Origin of the sequence: Thermosulfurimonas dismutans (assembly GCF_001652585.1) — a bacterium.
GTDB lineage: Bacteria > Desulfobacterota > Thermodesulfobacteria > Thermodesulfobacteriales > Thermodesulfobacteriaceae > Thermosulfurimonas > Thermosulfurimonas dismutans.
Map to the genome: position 1 here is coordinate 1 of NZ_LWLG01000020.1, position 21,580 is coordinate 21,580.

The 21,580-nt window shown below is 52.1% G+C and carries 16 protein-coding genes and 2 pseudogenes; 10 read left to right on the forward strand and 8 right to left on the reverse strand.

Annotated elements, in window-relative coordinates; translation table 11 throughout:
• A pseudogene (locus TDIS_RS09810) lies at positions 1-283 on the reverse strand (hypothetical protein); the annotation flags it as partial.
• A gap of 894 nt (positions 284-1,177) precedes the next feature.
• Here TDIS_RS09810 and TDIS_RS09815 point away from each other — a divergent pair.
• A complete protein-coding gene (locus TDIS_RS09815; RefSeq protein ID WP_068671716.1) occupies positions 1,178-2,563 on the forward strand; it encodes a B12-binding domain-containing radical SAM protein in 1,386 nt (461 codons plus the stop codon).
• Here the strand turns inward: TDIS_RS09815 and tpx are convergent.
• Positions 2,524-3,069: a thiol peroxidase gene (gene tpx / locus TDIS_RS11585; RefSeq protein ID WP_425263984.1), complete on the reverse strand. Its 546-nt coding sequence runs from the start codon at positions 3,067-3,069 to the stop codon at positions 2,524-2,526. The genes TDIS_RS09815 and tpx overlap by 40 nt on opposite strands.
• A pseudogene (locus TDIS_RS11590) lies at positions 3,043-3,540 on the reverse strand (type 1 glutamine amidotransferase domain-containing protein); the annotation flags it as partial. The pseudogene TDIS_RS11590 and the gene tpx, both read right to left, overlap by 27 nt.
• Before the next feature lie 72 nt (positions 3,541-3,612).
• Between TDIS_RS11590 and TDIS_RS09825 the strand changes: the two are divergent.
• From TDIS_RS09825 to TDIS_RS09840, 5 genes are read left to right on the forward strand one after another with little or no spacing between them, the layout of a single operon-like run.
• Positions 3,613-4,551, forward strand: a complete 939-nt coding sequence (locus tag TDIS_RS09825) for a universal stress protein (RefSeq protein WP_068671717.1) — start codon at positions 3,613-3,615, stop codon at positions 4,549-4,551.
• A complete protein-coding gene (locus tag TDIS_RS10915) occupies positions 4,536-4,727 on the forward strand; it encodes a DNA gyrase inhibitor YacG (RefSeq protein WP_084271068.1) in 192 nt (63 codons plus the stop codon). Before TDIS_RS09825 ends, TDIS_RS10915 begins: the two co-directional genes overlap by 16 nt.
• Positions 4,711-5,631 carry an NAD(P)/FAD-dependent oxidoreductase gene (locus TDIS_RS09830; protein WP_068671718.1) on the forward strand — a complete coding sequence of 307 codons (921 nt, stop codon included), beginning with the start codon at positions 4,711-4,713 and terminating at the stop codon, positions 5,629-5,631. Before TDIS_RS10915 ends, TDIS_RS09830 begins: the two co-directional genes overlap by 17 nt.
• Positions 5,621-6,790 carry a tRNA sulfurtransferase gene (locus TDIS_RS09835; protein WP_068671719.1) on the forward strand — a complete coding sequence of 390 codons (1,170 nt, stop codon included), beginning with the start codon at positions 5,621-5,623 and terminating at the stop codon, positions 6,788-6,790. Before TDIS_RS09830 ends, TDIS_RS09835 begins: the two co-directional genes overlap by 11 nt.
• Positions 6,783-7,439 (forward strand): MBL fold metallo-hydrolase, encoded by a 657-nt coding sequence (locus TDIS_RS09840; RefSeq protein WP_068671720.1) that lies wholly within the window; start codon positions 6,783-6,785, stop codon positions 7,437-7,439. The genes TDIS_RS09835 and TDIS_RS09840 overlap by 8 nt, the downstream gene beginning before the upstream one ends.
• Before the next feature lie 3 nt (positions 7,440-7,442).
• On the opposite strand, the gene TDIS_RS09845 is transcribed toward TDIS_RS09840, so the two are convergent.
• Genes TDIS_RS09845 through TDIS_RS09860 form a run of 4 tightly spaced genes read right to left on the reverse strand, consistent with a single transcriptional unit; the run spans position 7,443 to position 11,881 of the window.
• A complete protein-coding gene (locus tag TDIS_RS09845; RefSeq protein ID WP_068671721.1) occupies positions 7,443-8,372 on the reverse strand; it encodes an AEC family transporter in 930 nt (309 codons plus the stop codon).
• Between the two features lie 23 nt (positions 8,373-8,395).
• A complete protein-coding gene (locus TDIS_RS09850; RefSeq protein ID WP_068671722.1) occupies positions 8,396-9,703 on the reverse strand; it encodes a UDP-glucose dehydrogenase family protein in 1,308 nt (435 codons plus the stop codon).
• A gap of 13 nt (positions 9,704-9,716) precedes the next feature.
• Positions 9,717-11,564, reverse strand: a complete 1,848-nt coding sequence (gene glmS / locus TDIS_RS09855) for a glutamine--fructose-6-phosphate transaminase (isomerizing) (RefSeq protein WP_068671723.1) — start codon at positions 11,562-11,564, stop codon at positions 9,717-9,719.
• A gap of 14 nt (positions 11,565-11,578) precedes the next feature.
• A complete protein-coding gene (locus TDIS_RS09860; protein ID WP_068671724.1) occupies positions 11,579-11,881 on the reverse strand; it encodes an HNH endonuclease in 303 nt (100 codons plus the stop codon).
• A gap of 22 nt (positions 11,882-11,903) precedes the next feature.
• Here TDIS_RS09860 and mqnE point away from each other — a divergent pair, with 22 nt between their 5' ends.
• Complete coding sequence (gene mqnE, locus TDIS_RS09865) at positions 11,904-12,992, forward strand: aminofutalosine synthase MqnE (protein ID WP_068671725.1); 1,089 nt, start codon at positions 11,904-11,906, stop codon at positions 12,990-12,992.
• On the opposite strand, the gene gyrA is transcribed toward mqnE, so the two are convergent.
• Complete coding sequence (gene gyrA / locus TDIS_RS09870; protein ID WP_068671726.1) at positions 12,989-15,409, reverse strand: DNA gyrase subunit A; 2,421 nt, start codon at positions 15,407-15,409, stop codon at positions 12,989-12,991. The two genes, mqnE and gyrA, sit on opposite strands and share 4 nt — an antisense overlap.
• 140 nt (positions 15,410-15,549) lie before the next feature.
• On the opposite strand from gyrA, the gene TDIS_RS09875 reads away from it, so the two are divergent.
• From TDIS_RS09875 to TDIS_RS09885, 3 genes are all read left to right on the forward strand, one after another.
• Entirely contained in the window at positions 15,550-16,194 is a 645-nt protein-coding gene (locus tag TDIS_RS09875; protein ID WP_068671727.1) for a histidine phosphatase family protein, read from the forward strand.
• Between the two features lie 4 nt (positions 16,195-16,198).
• Complete coding sequence (locus tag TDIS_RS09880; RefSeq protein WP_068671728.1) at positions 16,199-19,708, forward strand: YhdP family protein; 3,510 nt, start codon at positions 16,199-16,201, stop codon at positions 19,706-19,708.
• 203 nt (positions 19,709-19,911) lie between these two features.
• Positions 19,912-21,567, forward strand: coding sequence for a DUF3373 family protein (locus tag TDIS_RS09885; protein WP_068671729.1), 1,656 nt, complete (start codon positions 19,912-19,914; stop codon positions 21,565-21,567).
• Positions 21,568-21,580: the final 13 nt, after the last annotated feature.

Here is a 21,580-nt window from a genome sequence, read left to right on the forward strand (position 1 = left end):
GAAGATAGTTATGAAGGGCCGGAAAGAAGGGGTAGACTGCCGTTAAAAGAGAAGTAATGGTTCCGGCTAATAGCGAGATCGTGCGGAAGTTTACCCGGTGTCCCAACCAAGCTACGGCGAAAAGGGCGAGAGTGTGAGGAATAACGAAGTAAGGAAAGTTCTCCGGCCCGTTCATCCGGAGAAAGAAGTAGCCCTGAAGGGGGAAGGCTACTAGCCAGAAGTCGTAGGCCGCAAGCGCCAGTATAGGCCACCAATCCGAATACGGAGGGACTTTTATGCGCAACTTTCCCCCACCCCAAAATACAGCTTTAGTTTACAAGGAAGCCTACAGAAGGACTACAAACTCGTCAACTAGAATGTGCATCAATAGTTTCCTAAATATAGTAAAAAGTTGCAGTAGTTGTGAAATATGTTAAAATTAAGCCAACAATATAGTGAGAGAGCAACCTTGTATTCGTAATTTGAGGACAACGGAGGTCGCTAGCGTATAGTTCATTGCTTCCAGTTTAGCTAAGGAGGAAAATTTAAAGCCCGTTAGTAGGGTGAAGTAGATGCTCTTACCGGTAATGATTGGGAGTTTTCTATTAGGGGCAAAGGGGGCGTCCTTAGGAGAAATTTATTCTCGAGTTTGCATCCCTCTTTAGTTTTTACACCCTTTGTTTACGGTTTACAAAAAGATTACAGAAGGACTACAAAGTCGTCGACCCAAAAGACGACAAATTAAGCCCAAAGTTTACATCCTGCCGACTTGAAACCCCGCTGGAAATCTTTCATGAAGTTTTACAATACTTCAAGTATGTCGAGGAAGAGTGGGGGGCGTCCCTTAGGGGAGATGGATTAAGAAGAAATAGGGGGTGGAGGAGCTTCTTATGGGGGTAGAGATTGGATGGTATCAGCTCTGTTTAGAGGTGTATCAGGTGGCCGAAAGATCTTTATTCTTTAGGGGCTTTGAATCTCAGGGCCTACCAGGGAGATAGTGTTGAAGGTGATTTGAGGCTCACCTTAAACGTGGCTCCGGTTCCAGTCCCGGCCGTCGGGTTGCTTTGCCTCTCCGGGGTTTTGGGATTTTTTGGGGTGCGAAAGAAGATATTTAGTTGATATTCTTCGAAAAAAAGAGTTCTTAAACTTATCCGAAGTAGCTAGACAAAGGTTTGCCCAATGATTAAATTTATATTCAATGAAAATTGTCTGTATTGAGCCCCAAAATCCCCGTACGCATGTCTTTTCAGCCTTCAAACTTCCCCGTCTAGCCATGCCCATTCTAGGCACCATCCTGCGGGACCGAGGCCACGAGGTCACGGTCTTCCTTGAGGAATGGGGCGAGATTGATGAGGGGGCTATCCGAGAGGCGGATCTGGTTCTAATCTCTACTATTACCCCTACCGCTCCCAGGGCTTACGCCCTTTCCGACAGGATACGCGGGGCTTATGGTAAAAAGGTGGTTCTCGGAGGCCCGCACGTAACTTTCATGCCGGATGAGGCCATGGAGCACGCGGATTTCGTGGTAAGAGGTGAAGGGGAGCGGACCGTGGTGGAACTGGTGGAGGCCTTAAGTGAGGGCGGTCCTTTTGATCACATTCCCGGTCTTTCCTTCAGGGCCAACGGTGAGGGGGTGCATAATCCCCCGCGCGAGGAATTTGTTGATTTAAATGAACTCCCAGTCCCAGATTTTTCGCTTGTTCCGGGGGTGTCACCGGAGAGGCTGAAGATTTATCCCACCATGACCTCAAGGGGTTGTCCCTATGGCTGTGTCTTTTGTTCGGTAATTGCCATGTTCGGCCGGAAGTATCGATACCGGTCCACCGAACTGATACTGGAAGAGCTTGTCGGGATTGAACGGGGACAGCACGTTTTTTTCTACGACGATAACTTCGCTGCCAATCGTAATCGCACCAAGGAGCTGCTAGAGGGTATGATCCACAATGGATTTAAAGGCGAGTGGTCTTCTCAAGTGCGGATCGACATCTATAAGGATAAGGAACTTCTTAAACTAATGAAAAAAAGTAAATGTTACATAGTTTATATTGGCCTCGAGTCTGTGAATCCGGAGACCCTGAAGGCTTTTCGCAAAGGCATCACTTATCAGGAAATTGAGGAGGGGATTCGGACCTTGCATGCTTACGGCATCAGGGTTCACGGTATGTTCGTGCTCGGAGCCGACACCGATACCGAGGAGACCATCTGGGCTACCTTGGAGTTCGCCCGGGCGGTTCGTCTCGATTCTGCGCAGTTTCTCATCCTTACTCCTATTCCAGGGTCTAAACTGTTTGAAAATTACCGCAAGGCCGGAAGGATATTTGATTCCCGGTGGGATCTATACGACGGCCATCATGTGGTCTTTCATCCCGAAAGGGTTTCCGTAAAACGTCTCCAAGAGCTTTCCTATCTGCTCCACCAAAAATTCTATTCCCTGAAAGAGGCCTTCCGATCCCTTTCTAAAGGGGATCTTCACGGGGCTTACATCCGCTACCTTGGACGTCGTTTTGTAAGGCGCTGGCGGGAGGAAAATCGCGACTATTTCGCCTATTTGAGTTCCTTAACCACCGAAAGAGCCTTCTCGTAGTCGGGTTCTTGGGTAATCTCCGGGACAATCTCGACGTATCGAACTAGCCCATTACTATCTATTACGAAGACCGCGCGGGAAAGAAGACGAAGTTCTTTGATAAGGACCCCATAATTACGGCCGAAAGAAGCTTCCTGGTAGTCCGAAAGGGCGTAAACCCGGTCGATGCCTGCTTGGGTGCAGAAGCGGGCGATGGCGAAGGGGAGGTCCATGCTAATGTTGATGACCGCTACCTTGTCGGAAAGACCGGCCGCCTCCTGGTTGAACCTCCGGGCCTGGAGATCACAGACCGGGGTATCGAGAGATGGGGTTACACTTATAACCAAAATTTGATCCTTAAAATCCGAAAGATTTACCGGTTTTAGATCTTTGTCCACTACCGTGAAATCCGGGGCCTTGAGGCCGGGTTTAATCTCCGGGCCGAGGAGGGTTAAGGGCTGGCCCTGGAAGGTGACGAGCCCGGGCCTCTCCTCAAGGCCCTTCAATTTTTTCATGAGGGCCTGCATGAAGGCCGGAAGGTCCGAAGGCTGGCGGGAGGTGATGATTTGACCGTCAACCACTACTTCTTGATCCAGATAGTTTGCTCCACAGGCCGAAAGTTCGTCTTTTACCGAACGGTAACAGGTGGCCTTCCGATCTTTAAGTAGCCCGGCCGAGATCAGAATCTGTGGTCCGTGACAGATGGCCGCAATGGGTTTTCCGGCCCCGTAAAAACCTTTTACAATCTCAAGTACCCGTGGATTTTCCCTGAGTTTGGCCGGGGCCTTTCCCCCTGGGAGAACGAGCCCGGCGTACTCTTCAGGTTTGACTTCCTCCACTGAAAGACCAGCCTCCACCTCATAACCCCGTTTCCCACGAATCTTGCCCCTCTCAAGGGAAGCGATATCCACTTCAAAGCCCTCTTCCCTAAGGCGATAATAGGGGAAGAGGAGTTCGCTGTCCTCAAATTGGTCGGCACTGATAATAAGGACTCTCATAGGCATTTCCTCCGGCTTTTGATATAAAATAAGTCTTGTTTCGGCACTCGCCAGTATTAGCTTAAGGGTAGAATGATGGAGCTTACGAGAAAAGTGCTTCTGGCCTTCGAGGGAACTACCCCTTCGAGACGGGCGGTGGAATATTTGAAGTCCGTTTTTGGAAAGCGTAAGGATTTCGAAGTGGTGGTTTGCTGTATTGCGAGGCGTCCTCCGGCTCATCTTTTAACCTCCGGAGGCCGTAAATCCATGATCCTGCGGGAGAAGATGTTGGAGGAGGTCATCCAGGAAAACATGGACCAGGCCCGAAAGCTTGCCGAAAGGGGAAGGGACCTCCTTTGTGAAGTCTTTCCGGAAGAAGCCATTGAGACCAAAGTCTCTCTACAGCATGGAGATCTGGCTTACGAGATCATAAGAGAGGCCGAGGGCGGAAATTATGACGCTATCGTGATAGGACGGCGAGGGCTGTCCCGCCTCACCCAGAGTTTTATGGGGAGCGTCTCCTATAAAGTTGCCGAACATGCCCGGGTTCCGGTCTGGATGGTTTCCGGGAAGGCCTGGAACCGGAAGGTACTGGTAGCGGTAGATCTGGAGGAACCCGGTTTTAAGGTGGTGGATCACGTGGCCTTCATCTTCTCCGAAGATCCAGAAGTTGAGATCACCCTCCTCCACGTGGTTTATCCCTTTGCAGGTGCCGGTCCCAGGACGGAAACCCTGAAAGAGGTCGAGACTAGACTCGCCGAGGAGGAAGAGGAGGAGGCCAGGGCCTTTTTTGAGAAGGCCCGGGGACTTTTTGAGGAAGGCGGTTTTCCTGCCGAAAGGGTGCGAGTAAAGATCATCCGTTCCATCTTTGGGCCGGCCTCGGCCATTCTGAAGGAAGCCCGGCGCGGAAACTATGGTACTGTGGTGGTGGGCCGAAGGGGCCGCGGGGGCTTCAAAGGTCTCCTTCTCGGCTCAGTTTCGGCCAAGATTATATCCACCCTCAAGGATCGTACGGTATGGCTGGTAAGCTAGTAAAGTGCCCTATATGCCGCAAACCGGTTACCTGGGAGGGAAATCCTCATCGGCCCTTCTGTTCCGAGCGGTGCAAACTGGTGGATCTGGGACACTGGTTGTCGGAAGATTACCGGATTTCGGTGCCGAGAGATATCCTTGAAGACGAAAAGGAGGTGGATGATGGAAAAGTATGAGGTAGCAATCGTGGGTTGTGGTCCGGCCGGACTTCAGGCCGCTATCCATACGGCCAGAAGGAAGCTAAAGACTATTGTTTTCGGGAAACCCGAAGCCAGTGCCCTCTACCGAGCCCACATGGAAAATTATTTTGGTTTTGCGGAAAAGGTCTCTGGAGAAGACCTTATCAAGGCGGGTCTCGCTCAAATCCTGCGCTTCGGAGCCGAGCACGTCCCGGAGGATGTGGTGAGCCTTGAGACCACTGACGAAGGTTTTAAGGTGGTTTCGGAATCGGGGAGCGAGATTCTGGCTGGGGCCCTTATCCTCGCCCTGGGTGTTACCCGGCGCAAGAAAAAGATCAAAGGCGAGGCCGAACTGGTGGGGAAAGGAGTCTCCTATTGTGTGGACTGCGATGGTTTCTTTTTCCGTGGAGAGCCGGTGGCCGTAGTGGGCGAAGGCAGCGCTGCGGTCCACGGGGCCCTTACCCTTTCCCGCATAGCCTCGGAGGTTTACCTGGTAGCCGAGAAACTGGGGGTAACCGAGGCTCTGGAACACGAGCTTCTCCAATCATCTGTGAAATGGATACGGACTCAGGCGGAGGAGGTTCTGGGAGAAGAGGCCGTCTCTGGTCTAAGGCTTTCCGACGGTACGGTCCTTCAGGTAAAAGGGGTCTTTTTCGAGGAAGGGGCCAAGGGGGCCCTAGAGCTGGCGACGGCTCTTGGCGTGGCGCTTGATCCCGAAAACATGCGCTATATTCAGGTAGACCGCCGTCAGGCCACCAACGTCCCAGGAGTCTTTGCCGCCGGGGATGTCACCGGTCCCCCCTTTCAGGTGGCCAAAGCCGTGGGTGAGGGCTGCATAGCCGCCATTTCGGCCGCGGACTTCCTCTCCGAGAAGAATCGGGCCAGGAAGGTTGAAGACTAGAACTTACCTGGTCAGTTTTTCCGGAGAGATCGGGATAAAGAGCCCCGGAACCAGGAAGGCCCTCCAGGAACTGGCTGTAAGGAATTTCCTTAGCCGGGCCACCGCGGCGGGGCTCTTTGTGGAAACAAAGGCCTTATCCGGACGCCTTTTGATGAAGGGGCCTCCGGAATTAAAAGCCCTCCTTCTTTCTCACTTTGGCTTCGGGAAGGTGGCCGAGTTTTACGAACTCTCACCTAATGATCTGCTTTCTTCCGGCTTTCTGGAGGAAATTCTACCTGAAAGACCCTTTACCTATGTGGTCTATGTAGATCGGGTGAAACCAAAGGATAGATTTCAGGAGGTTTTAAATCTCAAAAACACATTCCTTGCAAAACTGGAAGAAGAGTCTCGGGGGCGGTTGCTTTCGGTCTGGGACAACTTTCCCCCGGAAAGGCTTGAGATCAGACTAGAAGCCATGGATCACAAAATCTTTGTGCTGATGAATCCTAAAGTCGGGGTTTCCGGACTTCCGGTGGGGTCAGGAGAGCGGGTGCTAACCCTTTTTTCTGGAGGGCCGGATTCTCTCCTTGCGGCTCTACTTCTTGCAAGACGTGGACAGGAGGTGGCGCTTCTTTTTATGGATGACGGCGAAGAGGGCCGATGGGAAGCGGTGCAGCAGGCGGCTTCTGAACTGGCCTATTTCTTTCCCGGGATGAGTCTCAATCTTTACCGTTTGCCCTACCGGGAAATTCTTGAGTTCCTGTCATCCAAAACTCCCAAAAGGGAAAGATGCTTCTTTTGCAAGGCTACCATGCTAAAACTGGCCACCGAGTTGGCCCAGAGGGAAGGCTTTTCGGCAGTGGGTACCGGCGAGATCATAGGTGAGCAGGCCAGCCAGACCCTTCCGGCCCTTAGATTCACCTCAGCGGTGGTTCCCGGCCTGGTGCTGCGACCGCTTTTGACCTTCAACAAGGAAGAGGTTTTTCAACAACTTGAGAGGGTAGGGCTAGGAGAAGTGGCCAGGCGCAGCCTACCTCCCTGTCCTTTTGTTCCGGATCATCCTCATACCCGTCCGGTAAGCAACGCGACAGCCGTGGATCGAATATGGCCAAAGATAAAGAATCGGGTTAAACAACCGGAAAGGGTTAAAGTCTGCCGAGGAGGAGGTCTCTATGGATAAGAAATTTCCTGAAGTGGAGACGCTAGTGGTGGGGCCGCTAGCCGTTTGCTGTTATCTAGTATATGACCCGGAAACCCTGGAGGGCGTGGTCATAGATCCCGGAGGAGACGCCAGAAAGATCCTCTCTAGAGTCGAGGCCCTCGGGCTCAAGATCAAATGGATACTGGGGACCCACGGACACGCAGACCACGTGGCGGCCGTTGGAGAGTTGAGGGATAGGCTTTCCGTACCTTTTGCCCTTCACAGGGACGATGACGAGTTCTTCCGGGCTGAAGGGGCTTCCTTTTTCATATCTTGGGGGTTCCCTCCTAATCCCCCCGCAGACGAGACCTTTGAGGAGGGGGCCCGTTTCACCTTCGGAAACTTTGAGCTGCAGGTCATTCATACTCCGGGCCACTCCCCGGGCTCGGTCTGTTTCTACGACGGAAAACGCCTTCTTTTTACTGGGGATACCCTTTTTGTGGGCGCCGTAGGGCGGGGTGATCTTCCGGGAGGAGATTACTTTCAGATGATGCGCTCTATAAAAGAAAAACTCCTGGTCCTTCCAGAGGATACTATTGTCTTCCCGGGACACGATTACGGCGATCGGCCCACTTCTACCATCGGCCGGGAAAAACGGGCAAATCCCTTCATACAAGAGGGACTTTAAATCTCAAGCCAACCAGTGGTAAACCAAGGGCAGAGTGATAAAGGATAGCAGAGTAGTTACCAGAATAGCGAAAGCCGAAAGGGAAACATCCAGTTCGAATTCGGCGGCCAGTAAAAGGGATAGGACCATGGTTGGCATGGCCCCCTCGAGAATTACGGCTTTGAAGGCTGTGCCCTCTAGGTGCAAGCCTTTCGCGATGAAAACGGAAAGAAGAGGGGAAAGGAAGAGTTTTAGAAGAATAACCGGAAAGACAAGATGAAACTGTCTTGCTACGGATAGGCTGAGGGCTAGACCGATACTGAAGATCATAAGAGGAACCACCAAGCCGCTGAACATATCAAGGACTTTGAGGATTATTTCGGGCAAAGGTGCCTTCAGGATATTAAGAATTATTCCGAGAAAGATTCCCCAGAGAGGAGGGAGCTTGAGGATAATGGCTAGTGAATCCTTAGGAGTCAAGGTGCGATTTTTGGCCCCCAAGCGAGCGGCTATAGGGGCGCCTATAAGCCATAAGATAGGAGTAGTGGCCAAGAGATCGTAATAGAGGGCGTATTTGATGGCTTCGGTTCCGAAAAGAGAGCTAAGGACAGGTATGCCCAGATAAGTAACGTTTCCGAAGCTGGAGGAGAGGATCAAGACCCCTTTCTGAGAAGGGCTTAGGAGTTGCCGACGTTCGAGGAGGTTGAAAACGATAAGGGAGAAACTAAGCGTTGCAATAATGGTTAGAGCCGCGGTGAGCGGTATCACGAATATCGTCCGATCTAGGGTGGCAGTATAGATGGTTTTAAGGCATAGAGCCGGGAGAAAGAGGTTCAAGACCATGATATTTATGCTTTTCCGGATAGTGTCGGCCGTCTCCTGGCCTACCCAGAAACGCCTGAAGAGGGCTCCGGTCAAAATTACCAGGAAGAAGGATAGTAAAGTGGTTTGCATCTTTACTTAAGAAACTCTAGGGGCTAACCTCTTCCCACCCCAGTGTACTTGAAGCCCAGGCTCTTGACCACTTCCGGTTCGTAAATGTTTCGCATGTCAATTAGATTGGGTTCGGCCATAAGGTTCTTGATTTCTTTGAGATCTAGGAACCTGAATTCGTTCCATTCAGTAAGGATGATCAAGGCATGGGCCCCTTTGGCGGCCTTGAGGGGATCCTTGACGTATTCCACTTCCAGGTCTGGACACCAATGGCGGAATTCTTCCATAGCCACCGGGTCATAGACCCGCACCCGAGCCCCGCGTTTTACTAATTCCGGAACCACGGTCAGCGCCGGGGCTTCGCGGACGTCGCTGGTATTGGGCTTAAAGGATAAGCCCAGCACGGCCACCGTTTTTCCGGAGAGTCCCTTGCAAAGGTCTTCAGCCTTTTCTACCGCCCGCAGTTTCTGTCTTTCGTTAACTTCGAGTACGGCCTCCAAAATGTGCATGGGAGAGCCCACTTCTCGTCCCTGATGTACCAAGGCCTTTACATCCTTGGGGAAACAGGAACCTCCGAAACCAGGGCCGGGATTTAGAAATTTGCGCCCTATACGGGGATCTAGCCCCATGGCACGGGCCACTACCGTAACATCCGCCCCGGCCTTCTCACAAAGGTTGGCGATCTCATTTATGAAACTTACCTTGGTAGCCAGGAAGGCGTTGCTTGCATATTTGATCATCTCCGCGGTCTCAAGATCCGTAATAATGAAAGGCGTTTCGGCCAGATAGAGCGGCCGATAGATATCTTTTACGATAGCGATGGCGTAGGCACTCTCACCTCCGATGACCACCCGATCCGGATGCATGAAGTCTTCCACCGCCGAACCCTCTCGCAGGAACTCTGGATTGGAGATGATATCCACAGCCACGTTGTTCTTTTTGTGTTTGTCAATGATCTGTTTGATCCAGCGGTTGGTGCCCACCGGAACCGTGCTCTTGGTGACCACCACCTTGTAGTCATCTAAGGCTTCAGCCAGGGAAAGGGCCACTTCTTTTATCTGGGATAGATCGGCAGAACCGTCCGGTGCGGGAGGTGTGCCCACGCAGATGAAAATCACTAGGGCCTGCTTTACGGCTTCCCGGAGATCGGTGGTGAAGGAAAGTCGGCCGGCCTCCATGTTTTTGTGGACCAGTTCTTCGAGCCCTGGCTCATAAAAGGGGATACGGCCCTTGCGGAGTTGTTTGATCTTTTCTTTGTCTTTATCCACACAGATAACCTTCATGCCGAAATCCGCCATACCAGCACCGGAAACCAGGCCTACATAACCTGTGCCAATAACCGCAATGTGCATGTCAGATCCTCCTTTACTCTACGGTTACGCTTTTGGCGAGGTTGCGGGGCTGATCCACGTCACAACCCCTCTTGACGGCAATTTCGTAGGCCAAAAGCTGAAGCGGCACGGTATAAAGGATAGGTGAGACTTCCCAGGAAACTTCCGGAAGGCCCACGAAATCCGTAACTAGATTTGCGAGATGTGCATCTCCCTCTGTTCCAAAACCGATGACCGGTCCCCGTCGAGAGCGCACTTCCTCTATATTTGAGAGCATCTTTTCATAAGTTATGCCCCCTTCTTTGGGAGCTAAGGCTACTGTGGGCACGTTTTCTTCGATGAGGGCGATGGGGCCGTGTTTCATTTCACCAGCGGCGTAACCCTCGGCATGAATGTAGGATATTTCCTTGAGTTTCAAGGCCCCCTCAAGGGCCACCGGATAAAGGATGTTTCGTCCTAGATAGAGGAAATCTTCTTGTCGAAAGTATTTCTCCGAAAGCTCTTTGAGGACGGGATGCACGGCTTTGATAACTAGGTTGACTTTCTCTGGAAGTTCTACCAGTTCCCCGGAGAGTTCCATCGCCCTTTCGAGTGTAAGCCGTCCGGTAAGCCTTCCCATATAGAGGGTTAAAAGAAGAAAAATTGTTAGCTGGGAAGTGAAGGCCTTGGTGGAGGCCACTCCGATTTCCGGCCCGGCGTGGGTGTAAATGACCCGGTGGGCCTCCCGGGCGATGGTGCTTCCCAAGACGTTACAGATGGCAAGCACCCGGGCCGAAAGCTCTTTGGCCAGCCGTAAACCTGCAAGGGTGTCCGCAGTCTCTCCAGACTGGGAGATGAAGATGGCAAGTGTCCGATCGTTTATCAAAACATCCCGGTAGCGGAACTCCGAGGCTAGGTCTACCTCCACCGGGATGCCGGCCCATTTCTCAAAAAGATACTTTCCTACCAGACCCGCGTGATAGGAGGTCCCGCAGGCCACGATAAAAATCCTTTCGAGCCCTTCAAAGAATTCCGGGGAAAGCTCAGCGTCTGAAAGGTCCACCTCTCCGGTCTCCGGATTGAGCCTGCCTCTTAGGGTGTCTCTTATGGCCTCGGGCTGTTCATAGATCTCCTTCAGCATGAAGTGCGGAAAACCGGCCTTTTCGGCCTGGGAGGCATCCCAGGCGATCTCGTGGACCTCGCGTGTGATTTCTTCTCCGGTGAGCCGAAAGATTTTGGGCCCCTCTACCCTCAAAATGGCCAGATCTCCATCTTCAAGGAAGATAACTCGTCTAGTCCAAGGCAGGATGGCCGGAACATCCGAGGCCAGGAAGACTTCGTTTTCTCCGACTCCCAGAACCAAAGGGCTTTGGTTCCTTGCCACCACGATGGTTTCAGGGTCCCGACGCCAGATGACCCCAAGGGCGTAGGCCCCTTTGACCTTGGAGAGGGCACCCTTTACCGCAGAAAATAGATCTCCGGTCTCTCGTAGGGCCTCTTCTACCAGATGGGCGATGACTTCGGTATCGGTTTCGGAGACGAAGCGGTGCCCCCTAGCGGAGAGCTCTTGCTTTAGAGCGTGGTAGTTTTCGATGATGCCATTGTGGACCACGGCCACTTCGCCGGTGCAGTCGAAATGGGGATGGGCATTTTCCTTGGAGGGTTCGCCGTGGGTTGCCCAGCGGGTGTGTCCCAGGCCAGGGGCCTGGCCCCTGACTTCTCGGTTGGCAAGCCTCTCGTCAAGATCAAGGACCTTTCCCTTTACCCTCTCCACAAAGAGGTTGTTTTCGGTGAAAAAGACCACCCCTGCCGAATCATACCCCCGGTATTCAAGCCGCCGGAGGCCCTCAAGCAGGACGGTCTTTACCGGCCGCTTTCCGAGATAACCGATGATTCCGCACATAAAAAGCCCCCCTCCTAGTTTTCTCCCCGCAACTTTTTAAGATACTCCTCCCATTCCCAAGGAAGGAGATACTTTTTCTTGTTGTTGCACTCCTTGCAGGCCGGGACAAGATTGGATTTTTCAGACCGACCTCCCTGGGCCAGGGGGATCCTGTGATCCATGGTGAGTTCATTGGGAGGTACCCTTCGGCCGCAGTAGTAACATATTCCGCGGGCACACTTTTTGCGCCACCAGCGAGTCTTCCGAAGTTTCCGGGCCTTTTCCCGTTCCTTCCGAATCCATTCCTCAGGCGTGCAACAATCTTGCCACCTGCCCATTACCTGTTTAGTATAGCCGTAAATGCTGGAAGGAACAATTAAGAGAGCCGGTCTCGAGGATATTTTTGAAAAGATTCTCTCTGGGGAGAGGCTTTCCCGAGAGGATGGTCTCCGGCTCTTCGAATCGCGGGATCTGCTGACCTTAGGTAGGCTAGCCCGAATGGTCCGCGAGCGTCTGCACGGCCGGAAGGTGTATTATGTCATAAATCGGCACCTCAATTACACCAATATCTGTCAAAACCGTTGTCGGTTCTGTGCTTACTGGAGGGCCCCGGGAGATCCAGAGGGATACGTAATTTCTCCTGAGGAGGCCGTAAGGCGACTTTCCGAGGGTCCACCCCCGCGCGAGATTCATATTGTAGGGGGAGTAAATCCTGAGCTTCCTTACGAGTACTATCTTGAGCTCCTTTCCGCAGTCAAAGAAGCCTTCCCTGAGGCCCACATCAAGGCCTTCACTTGTGTGGAAATAGACCATCTTTCCCGGATCTCTGGAAAATCTGTGGAGGAGGTCCTAAAGGACCTTGTCGCCGCTGGTCTTTCCTGTATCCCAGGAGGCGGAGCCGAAGTCTTCTCACACCGAGTCCGAGAGAGACTTTTTCCGGAAAAGATACCGGCCGAGCGCTGGCTCGAGATCGCCAAAATTGCTCATCGCTTAGGTATTTCCTCCAACGCCACCATGCTATACGGACATATTGAGACCTACGAGGAACGGGTGGATCATCTCCTGAGGCTCCGTGAGGTTCAGGACGAGACCAGAGGTTTTCTGTGTTTCATTCCTCTTCCTTTTCTGCCCCAGAAGACGGCCCTTTCCGGGGAGGTCTCCCCGACTACCGGTTTTGAAGACCTTAAGATGATAGCGATCTCTAGACTTCTTCTGGACAATATCCCGCATATCAAGGCCTATTGGGTCTTTCTGGGGGTAAAACTTTCTCAGTTGGCCCTCCAATTTGGGGCCGACGATCTTCACGGCACGGTGGTGGAGGAGAAAATAAGCGAGGCCTCAGGTGGTCGTGAGGCCAAGGCCCTATCCCGGGCCGAAATAGAGCGTCTCGTCCGCGAGGCCGGCTTCGAGCCCGTGGAAAGGGACGCCTTTTATCAGCCGGTGAACTAGACTTCCCGTACCACCGCCAACCCTACGATCTTTTCTTGACCGTTTAGGAAGAAAAGCTTGACTCCCCGAGTGCTTCGCCCTTTATGGGGGACCTCTTTTACTCTAAGGCGTATGATCTTTCCGGAATCGGAAAGAAGTAGGATTTCGTCTTCGTCCGAGACCAGAAGACCTCCGGCCAATCCTCCAGACTTGGCGTCCACCCTGGCGGCAATAATACCTTTGCCTCCGCGGCTCTGGATGCGGAACTCCGAAAGACGGGTCCGCTTTCCGTAACCGGATTCCGTGACCGTAAGGAGGTCCCGTTTCTCATTTGAGGGAATAACAAGGAGGCTTACCACCTCGTCGCCTTCGGAAAGCTCTATGCCCTTCACGCCGGCGGCGTTTCGGCCCATGGGACGGACGTCTTTTTCGGAAAACCTTATACTTTGCCCCCTTCTGGTAAGGAGCATAAGTCCCTGATGGCCATCGGTGAGTCCTGCGGCCACTAACTCATCACCCTCGTTGAGCTTTACAGCGATAATGCCTGTTGAGCGGGGATTTGCGAATTCCGAAAGCTCAGTTTTTTTAATGAGCCCACGACGGGTCGCAAAAACCACAAAACGCCCTGGCGAAAATTCCCGCACCGGAAGCACGGCCGAGATCTTTTCTTCCTCCGAGAGGGAAAGGAGGTTGGCCAGCAGAGTGCCTTTGGCTTGGCGTCCGGCCTGAGGGATGTCTAGCACTCTCAGCCAATAAGCCCGTCCCCGATTGGTGAAACAGAGAAAGACCTCGTGGGTAGTGGCTACATAAAGATCCTTGACTGCGTCCTCCTCCGAGACCGAAAGTCCGCTTACGCCCTTTCCACCCCGTCGCTGTTGCCGATAAGTATGGATGGGGAGACGTTTCACATAGCCCCGGTGGGTTATGGTGACCACCATCGATTCCTCAAGTACGAGATCTTCCCAGGAAACCTCGCCGGTATCCGGTACGATTTCCGTGCGTCTCTCGTCGGCATACTTTTCCTTGAGCTCCCTGATCTCGGCCTCGATGACCCCTTTCAGGGTCTCTTCGTCCGTGAGGATCTTTTCGAACCAGGCAATCTGGCGCTTTAGTTCCTGGTATTCCGCGGCCAGTTTCTCCCGCTCCAGGGCTGTGAGCCTCTGAAGACGCATATCCAGAATGGCCTGGGCCTGAGCCTCGGAGAACCCGAAGCGTCCTATGAGTTTTTCCTTGGCCTCGGCCGGAGTGTGTGAGCCCCGAATGAGGGCGATAATCTCGTCAAGATGATCAAGGGCCTTGAGCAATCCTTCCAGGATATGGGCCCGTTCGCGGGCCTTGCGAAGATCGTATTGCGTGCGCCGAAGGACCACCTCCCGCCGGTGGGTGAGAAATTGCCAAAGGACCTCCCGCAGGGAGAGCAACTCCGGTCGTCCCCGTACCAGGGCCAGCATGATGATTCCGAAAGAGCTTTCAAGCGGCGTGTGCTTGTAAAGTTGGTTCAAGATTACTCGAGCCTGATCCTCCTTCTCTCGCTTGAGCTCCACCACCACCCGGATGCCATCCCGGTCAGATTCGTCTCTAACTTCGGCGATGCCTTCAATCTTCTTGTTGCGGGCAAGCTCGGCAATACGTTCCACCAGTTTGGCCTTGTTGACCTGGTAGGGGATTTCGGTAATGACGATGGCCGTCCGTCCTCGTTCGCGTTCGATGGTAGCCCGTCCTCGCATCTTGATGAGGCCCTTTCCGGTGAGATAGGCCTCGCGGATGCCTTCGGTGCCCACGATGAGAGCCCCAGTAGGAAAGTCCGGGCCTTTGATATACCGCATGAGCTCATCCAGGGTGATCTCTGGGTTCTTGAGCATGGCCATCAGGGCCTCCGCCACCTCGCCCAGATTGTGAGGAGGGATGTTGGTAGCCATACCCACTGCAATACCGGAGGCCCCGTTCACCAGTAGATTGGGAAGTTTAGAGGGCAGAACCACCGGTTCCTCTAGGGTGTTGTCGTAGTTGGGGGCAAAGTCCACGGTCTCCTTTTCGATATCCACTAGCATTTCGTGCGCTATGCGAGCAAGACGTACCTCGGTGTAGCGCATGGCCGCAGGAGCATCGCCATCCACCGATCCGAAATTCCCCTGTCCGTCCACCAGGGGGTAACGCATGGTGAAGTCCTGGGCCATGCGCACCAGGGTGTCATAAACCGCGGCGTCTCCGTGGGGATGGTATTTACCGATGACTTCTCCCACCACTCGGGCGCTCTTCTTGTGAGGTTTGTTCCAGTCGTTTTTCATCTCATGCATGGCATATAGGATTCGGCGCTGGACCGGTTTCAATCCGTCCCTTACGTCCGGAAGTGCCCGGCCTACGATGACGCTCATGGCGTAGTCCAAATAGGAACGCTTAAGTTCTTCTTCCAAAGGTACGGACAGTATTTCGCCCATGTTGCCTCCCTGTGGTGGCTTGTATGGGCCCCGAAGGGCTCTCAGGGGATTTTACCCTAAAATGACGGTGAGCAAACTCACCGACCTAGAAAAGGAGGGACTTCCATGTTAAGGATAAAGCCTTAGAGGGAGGCGCCAGGATGGAAACCAAGGTGTATATCCTGCGACACGGTCAAACCTTTGCCAACGTGGAGGGGCGTTTTGCCGGCCGTACTCCCGAACCCTTGACTGAAGAGGGCGAACGCCAAGCCCGAAGGGCCGGGGAATACCTCAAAGGGGAAGATCTTAGCCGGATATACATTAGTCCTCTTCACCGTACCCGGCGTACGGCCGAACTCATGGCGGAAGTCTTGGATAGCCCCGAAATTGTAGAGGAACCGGGATTTTTTGAAATCAGTATCCCTCCTTGGGAGGGGCGCTTTAAATACGAATTGCGCAAAGATCCGGACATGCAGTACGAGGTCTGGTCCAAGGCCCCTCATCGGTTTTACATCCCTGGTTGCGAGACCTTGCCAGAGGTTTACGGCCGGGCTGTTCGGGCTATGGAGGACCTATTTCATCGTGAGAGCGGTCGCGTGGTGGCGGTGGTCACCCACATGGTGGTGGTTCGGGTATTGCTGGTCCATTATCTTGAGCTTCCTCTTTCGGCTTATCGGGAGGTCCCGGTGCCCAACGCCTTGCCCATCCTCCTTCGACGACAGGGCCTGACGGTAACGATCGAGGTCCCCTTCGGCGATGGAAACGAAGCTGAAAAAATGCGAGAATTTTTAGGGAGACTAAAGTGAGCTTATGAAAAGATTTTTAAAAATCACCGCTTTCGTTTCCGCAGTTTTTCTTGTTGTCCTTATAGTTTTGGGGTTTCTGCTGCCTTATATTGTCAATCTTTCAGCCATTAAAAGTCGTGTCTCACGGAGACTTTCGGAAACCCTTAAAGCCGAGGTTTCCGTTAGGACTTTGAGGATTAAGGTCTTTTTCCGCCCTGCACTTTCGGCCGAAGGGGTAAAAATAAAGGCTCCCCAATATTTGCTAACTGTAAAGAGCTTGCGTCTTTATCCGGATCTTCCGGCTCTTCTTCGCAAGAAGATCGTTATCAGGGATTTTGCTCTCATTTCTCCACATCTTACTGTTTTTCTCCCCGAGAAGCCCTCTGGGAAACCATTTCGGGCGGAGGAAGTTCTCAAAGACTTGCCGGCACTGCCTCCTATGGAGGTAACACTTTCTGGAGGCCGCGTGCAGGTCTTCCGTGGAAAGGCTTCCCTTTTCGATCTGGCGGACCTTTCGGCAGAATTGGCTACCCGCCCTGAACAGATCCTCTTTGAAGGCGAAGGAAAGGCTTCTTTTTTGAAAAAGTTTTATCTAAAAAGCCGTTTGGATCTCAAGGAGGGAGCGGCCGAGGGCCTGATCGAGGTTTCAGGAGTAGATCTATCTCGTTTGAAGATCCTATCCGGAAGCCTGCCCCTATCTCCCAGTCAAACGGATTTTTCCATTTCCCTGGCTTATACTTACGAAGATGGAACCCTGGTGGGGGGCTTCAAGGGTTCGGCTCCTTGTGTCCGTTTTGAAAAGACTCCAGATCTACTTTTCTCATGTGCCGGTTTTGAGGGCGAGTTTTCGTATGGACCGAAGGGCTTCTCCCTGAGCTTGAAAGATCTCGAATTCAAGGAGCCCCGGCTTTCCGGTGAATTTAGCTTCCATCGAGGCGAAGAAGGTTACTATCTTTTCGCTCGCCTTAAAGAACTCGATTTTGCGGCTTTGAGGTCGAGACTCCTCGGTCTTTTTCCTAAAAACAACGGTCTTAAAAAGTTTCTAGCCATTGTGCGTGCTGGAAAGTTTACTGATCTTGAGCTCAAGACCCGGGCCAAGACCGTAAGAGACCTTTCCCGGGTCGAAAACCTCATCCTTTCGGCTCGAGTAAAAGGAGGAAGGATCAATGTCCCGAAGCCTCCCCTCGATATTTTCGGGGCCTCGGGGACCTTTACTTTGGTTATGGGAGATCTGAACTTCAACGGTTCAGGGAAGCTGGCCGGAGTGAACATCTCAAAGGCTTCGGTAAAGGTTCACCTCAAGAGCCGTAAGGCGCCCCTAAAGATCACGGCCGACTTTTCGGGCGAGGCCGGAGTTCTCCTCGAGATAGCCAAGAAAGCCAGCGCTAAGGCCGCTAATGCTTTGAAAGCTATGAGCTTCAATGGACCAGTCTCGGGGCGGCTCGTCTTATCAGGGACTAGAGCAAAACCCCATATTTCCTTCGAGCTTCGTCCCCAAGGCGTGCTCTTTACCCATTCGTTCTTGCCTTCGGCCCTCAAGGTTTCTGGCGGTAGGGTCTTTTACCAAAAAGGAAATCTGACCTTATCCGGAATAGGCCTTTCGGGAAGGTTGGGTAGCCTTCATGGAGTTTCTGCGACCCTGAGTTTTGGACGCAAGCCTTACGAAGTAAAAGTTGAGGAACTCCATGGATTCTTACGGTATCCCGAGCTTGAAAAGATTCTCGTTCGATTCCCGGCAGCCCGAGACTTCCTTGAAAAATACCAACCCCGAATCGAGATCCTGGAGATAAAGAGTCTTTCCTATCAAGGACCCTTTGCCGCCGAAACCGTGAGAAAAAGCCTCGTCCTAAAGGCAGTGCTCCCCTCAGGGAACTTTTTTCTACCTTCTATCGAGGGGCGTGTGGCCGTTAAAAAACTTCCCGTTATTTATTATCGAGGGAAACTAGGTTTTGGTCCCGGTGAGATCAGGCTTTACGGTTCGAACTTCACCCTTTCTGGGGAGGCCATTTTGGACTCTAAGGCCCTCTCCCTGCGGGGGTCAGGACAGGCGAGTCGGGAACTCTTGGAGTTTGTTTATCGCAAGGTTTCCTTTTCTGAGGACTATCTGCTCAAAACTCCCCTTGAAGTTCGAGATTTTTCCTTGGTCTTTTCGGAAAATAGTGTGAAATTTTCCGCGGATTTGAGTACTTCCGAAGGGGCTAACCTGGCCTTCTCCTTGGAAAGGGAGCCCTCCTTTCTCAAGGTTTCCTCGGGAAGACTGGTCTTCAGAGAGCGGACTCTTCTCTTTTCCTTGGAAAGATTTTCAGATCACTATCTCCTCAACTTCAAGGGCGAGCTTTCCCCGGACATGGTTTCGGCGCTGATTGAGGAGAATCCTTGGCTCAAAGGATATCTGAGAGGTGATTTAGAGGTCTATTTCCACCTGAAGCGCCCCCTCATGAGCCGTTTCAAAGGACGCCTTGAGGGTCGGGACTTCGTGTTACCACTGAAAGGACGGCCCTATGTGAAGAATTTCCAGGTACGCGGAGTCGAGCGAACCTTCTACTTTGAGGAACTTGACCTCTCCCTTGCCGGCTCCGACTTCTTAGCTTCCGGACGTCTCGAAGTGGCTTCCAAAAGTTTCCGCTTTGAGGGTCAAGTGCGATCTAAGATGGTGGATCTCCCCAAACTCAAGCCCTTTTACGAAGGGAGCGGTCAAAAGAAATTTCAGGTCCTTGGACATCTGGATCTTGTTCTTGACGAGGTTCGGCTTACCGAAAAGTACAGTGTTCAAAATGTTCGGGGAGGCCTTTTCGTTTATCCCCAAAAGACCACTTTGGTGCTTTCGGAAGCCCAGTTCTGTAGTCTCCCGTTGAATGGGAAGGTTGTTATGGCTAAAGAAAAGTCCCTGGATTTGATCTTTTATCAGCCTGTTGGCAAATTCGAGACCCTGTTCGCCTGCCTTTCTACTTCTGGCGAAACCCTCATCTCCGGGCCTTTTAGCCTCAAAGCCGAGATCCATCTGAAGGGCCGGGAATCCCTCTTTGAGGCCGGCTCGGGTTATCTTACCCTCAGCTCTCCCTCCGGGGTTATCCACCGGTTCGGGCTGCTGGCCAAGATCTTCGGTTTTCTGAGCCCTATTGATATTTTCAAAGGCAACCTTCCTCCTCTAGAGGAAAAGGGCTTACCTTACGAAAAGCTAGGACTTGAGGGGCAACTTTTCGGAAATCGTTTTCGGGTGGAGAAGGCCTTTTTGGAGGGCCCCGGCCTTCGCCTCTTTGCTTCCGGTGACATATATCTTCCAGAAGGGCGCCTTGACTTGACCGTGCTAGCCTCGCCTTTCAAGACCGTAGATACACTTACCAGCAAGATTCCGGTGGTGGGCTTTCTTCTGACCGGTAAGGACAAGATGCTGGTTTCGGTCCCCATGAAGGTCAAGGGAACTTACCGCAAACCTTCTATTGTACCTCTCCATCCTGAGGCTATAGGGGAAGGTATCTTTGGGCTATTCAAGCGCGTCTTCAAAATACCGGCCAAAGTTATAAGATCTCAATAACAAGAAAAATGAAAAAAATTTCGGCATCTTTTTCCAAAAAACTGCAATTTAGGAACTGTGAGTTCGATTGTTGCTTGTAAAGCCACTTTTATGCTACAAATGCTACAAGGCAAGTCTTTACAATTTCAAGGCGGCGAAGTATAAGATGGAAGAGGCGTTTGACGGCAAAAGAGTTTTAAAAACTCGAAAGGAGGAGGTGTGGCATGAGGAAGTTGTTGGGTTTGGCTTTGGCCTTTCTGTTGTTGGTGCCGGGTGGGCTTCTGGCCTACTCTGGGGCTTCTCAAGAGGAGTTGCTAAAGCGTATAGAGGAGCTCTCCAAAGAGATCGAAATGCTCAAGAAGCAGCTCCAGGAGGTTAAGGAGGCTCAGGAGGAGACCAGCGACACCGTGGACGAGATGAGCGACCTGGTGGAGAATTTCAAGGACAATATGGGTAAGTTCCAGATCTGGGGTGACATTCGTACCCGCGTCGATTCTACTCGGGCCTACGTGCCTGACAGTTATCTGGGATACTTTTCGGGATTTAAGTATGATCCTACTGAGAACAAGATGATTCCTGTGTTTGGTGGTGTACGGAATGAGAAGGGACACAAGGAAAACGATACCATCTGGACCAACCGGATGCGTATAAATTTCAAGGTGCGTCCTACTGAAAATACGGTAGTTAAGGTGCGCCTGGCGTATTACAAGATCTGGGGGAACTCCGATGACTATGTGTCTCCCGAGATTTTCCCTGGTATGGATAACAATTTTACCTTTGGGGTCCGTCCTTCGGACAGCCGTCTTTACGTAGATCGGGCTTACTTTAACTGGGTAAATGTAGGTGGTTATCCTGTCTGGATTTCTTTCGGTCGTCGGCCTACCACCCATGGGGTGCCTCAGCACCTTCGTGAAGGTCTGGACAAACGAGAGGCTACTCCGCAGGGAATTAACATCGACGTGCCTTTCGACGGAGCTACGATCGGGTATCAGTATCGGTGGCCGTTCCCCGGGCGTATTCGGTTCTGTTACGGTAAGGGTTTTGAGTCCGGCTTTAAGACTTATGCTGATAGAGCGAAAGATGATGTCGATTTTTACGGTTTTGCCTGGGACGTGATAGACGATCCCGATCGGGATATGCACCTATTTTTCCAGGCTTTTAAGGCTGAAGGCATAATGGACTTTCCGGAAGGAACTTTCTTTTTCAACGATCTTGGCCCCATGTATAAGACGGCCCAAAGCAACTTAGGAGATCTTTATGAGATCGGCCTTACTTGGTTGCACAAAGTTGACATTCCTTATATAGGCCTTGAAGGTGTGGATTACTTCCTCTCTTTAGGGCTGTCTATTGCTGATCCCGATGAGATAGGTGAAATGCCAGTAGATATGAGCGGGTTGGGGTTCGGTGTACAAAAAATGTATTATTCCCTCCTGGGGGGATTTTATTTGAATCCTAATCAGGTTGACATGGATACTCACACCGGTTGGGCGGTCTATGTCGGTGCTCGGATTCCTCTTCCCTGGATCCCCGGTGCCAAGCTCGGTCTGGAGTATAACTACGGCTCTAAATGGTGGATGCCCTTTTTGGTGGCCACCGATGATATCTACATCAACAAGCTTGCTACCCGTGGGCACGTAGCCGAGGTCTACTGGGTCCAGGATCTGCCTACTGGTGAGGCCCTTAACAAGTATGCCAAGGTCTTCCTGCGTCTTGGCTTCCAGTACTTCTGGTTCAACTATAGCGGAAGCGGAAACTGGCTGGGAGAACCCCATGAGATCAATGAACTTGATGATGTTGCTGGGATGCCTGCCAATATGCAGCTTTTTGTCCCTCTCGACCACATGTACAACCTCTATGCCTCCTTTGAGATCTATTTCTAAGATCGTCTGAGGT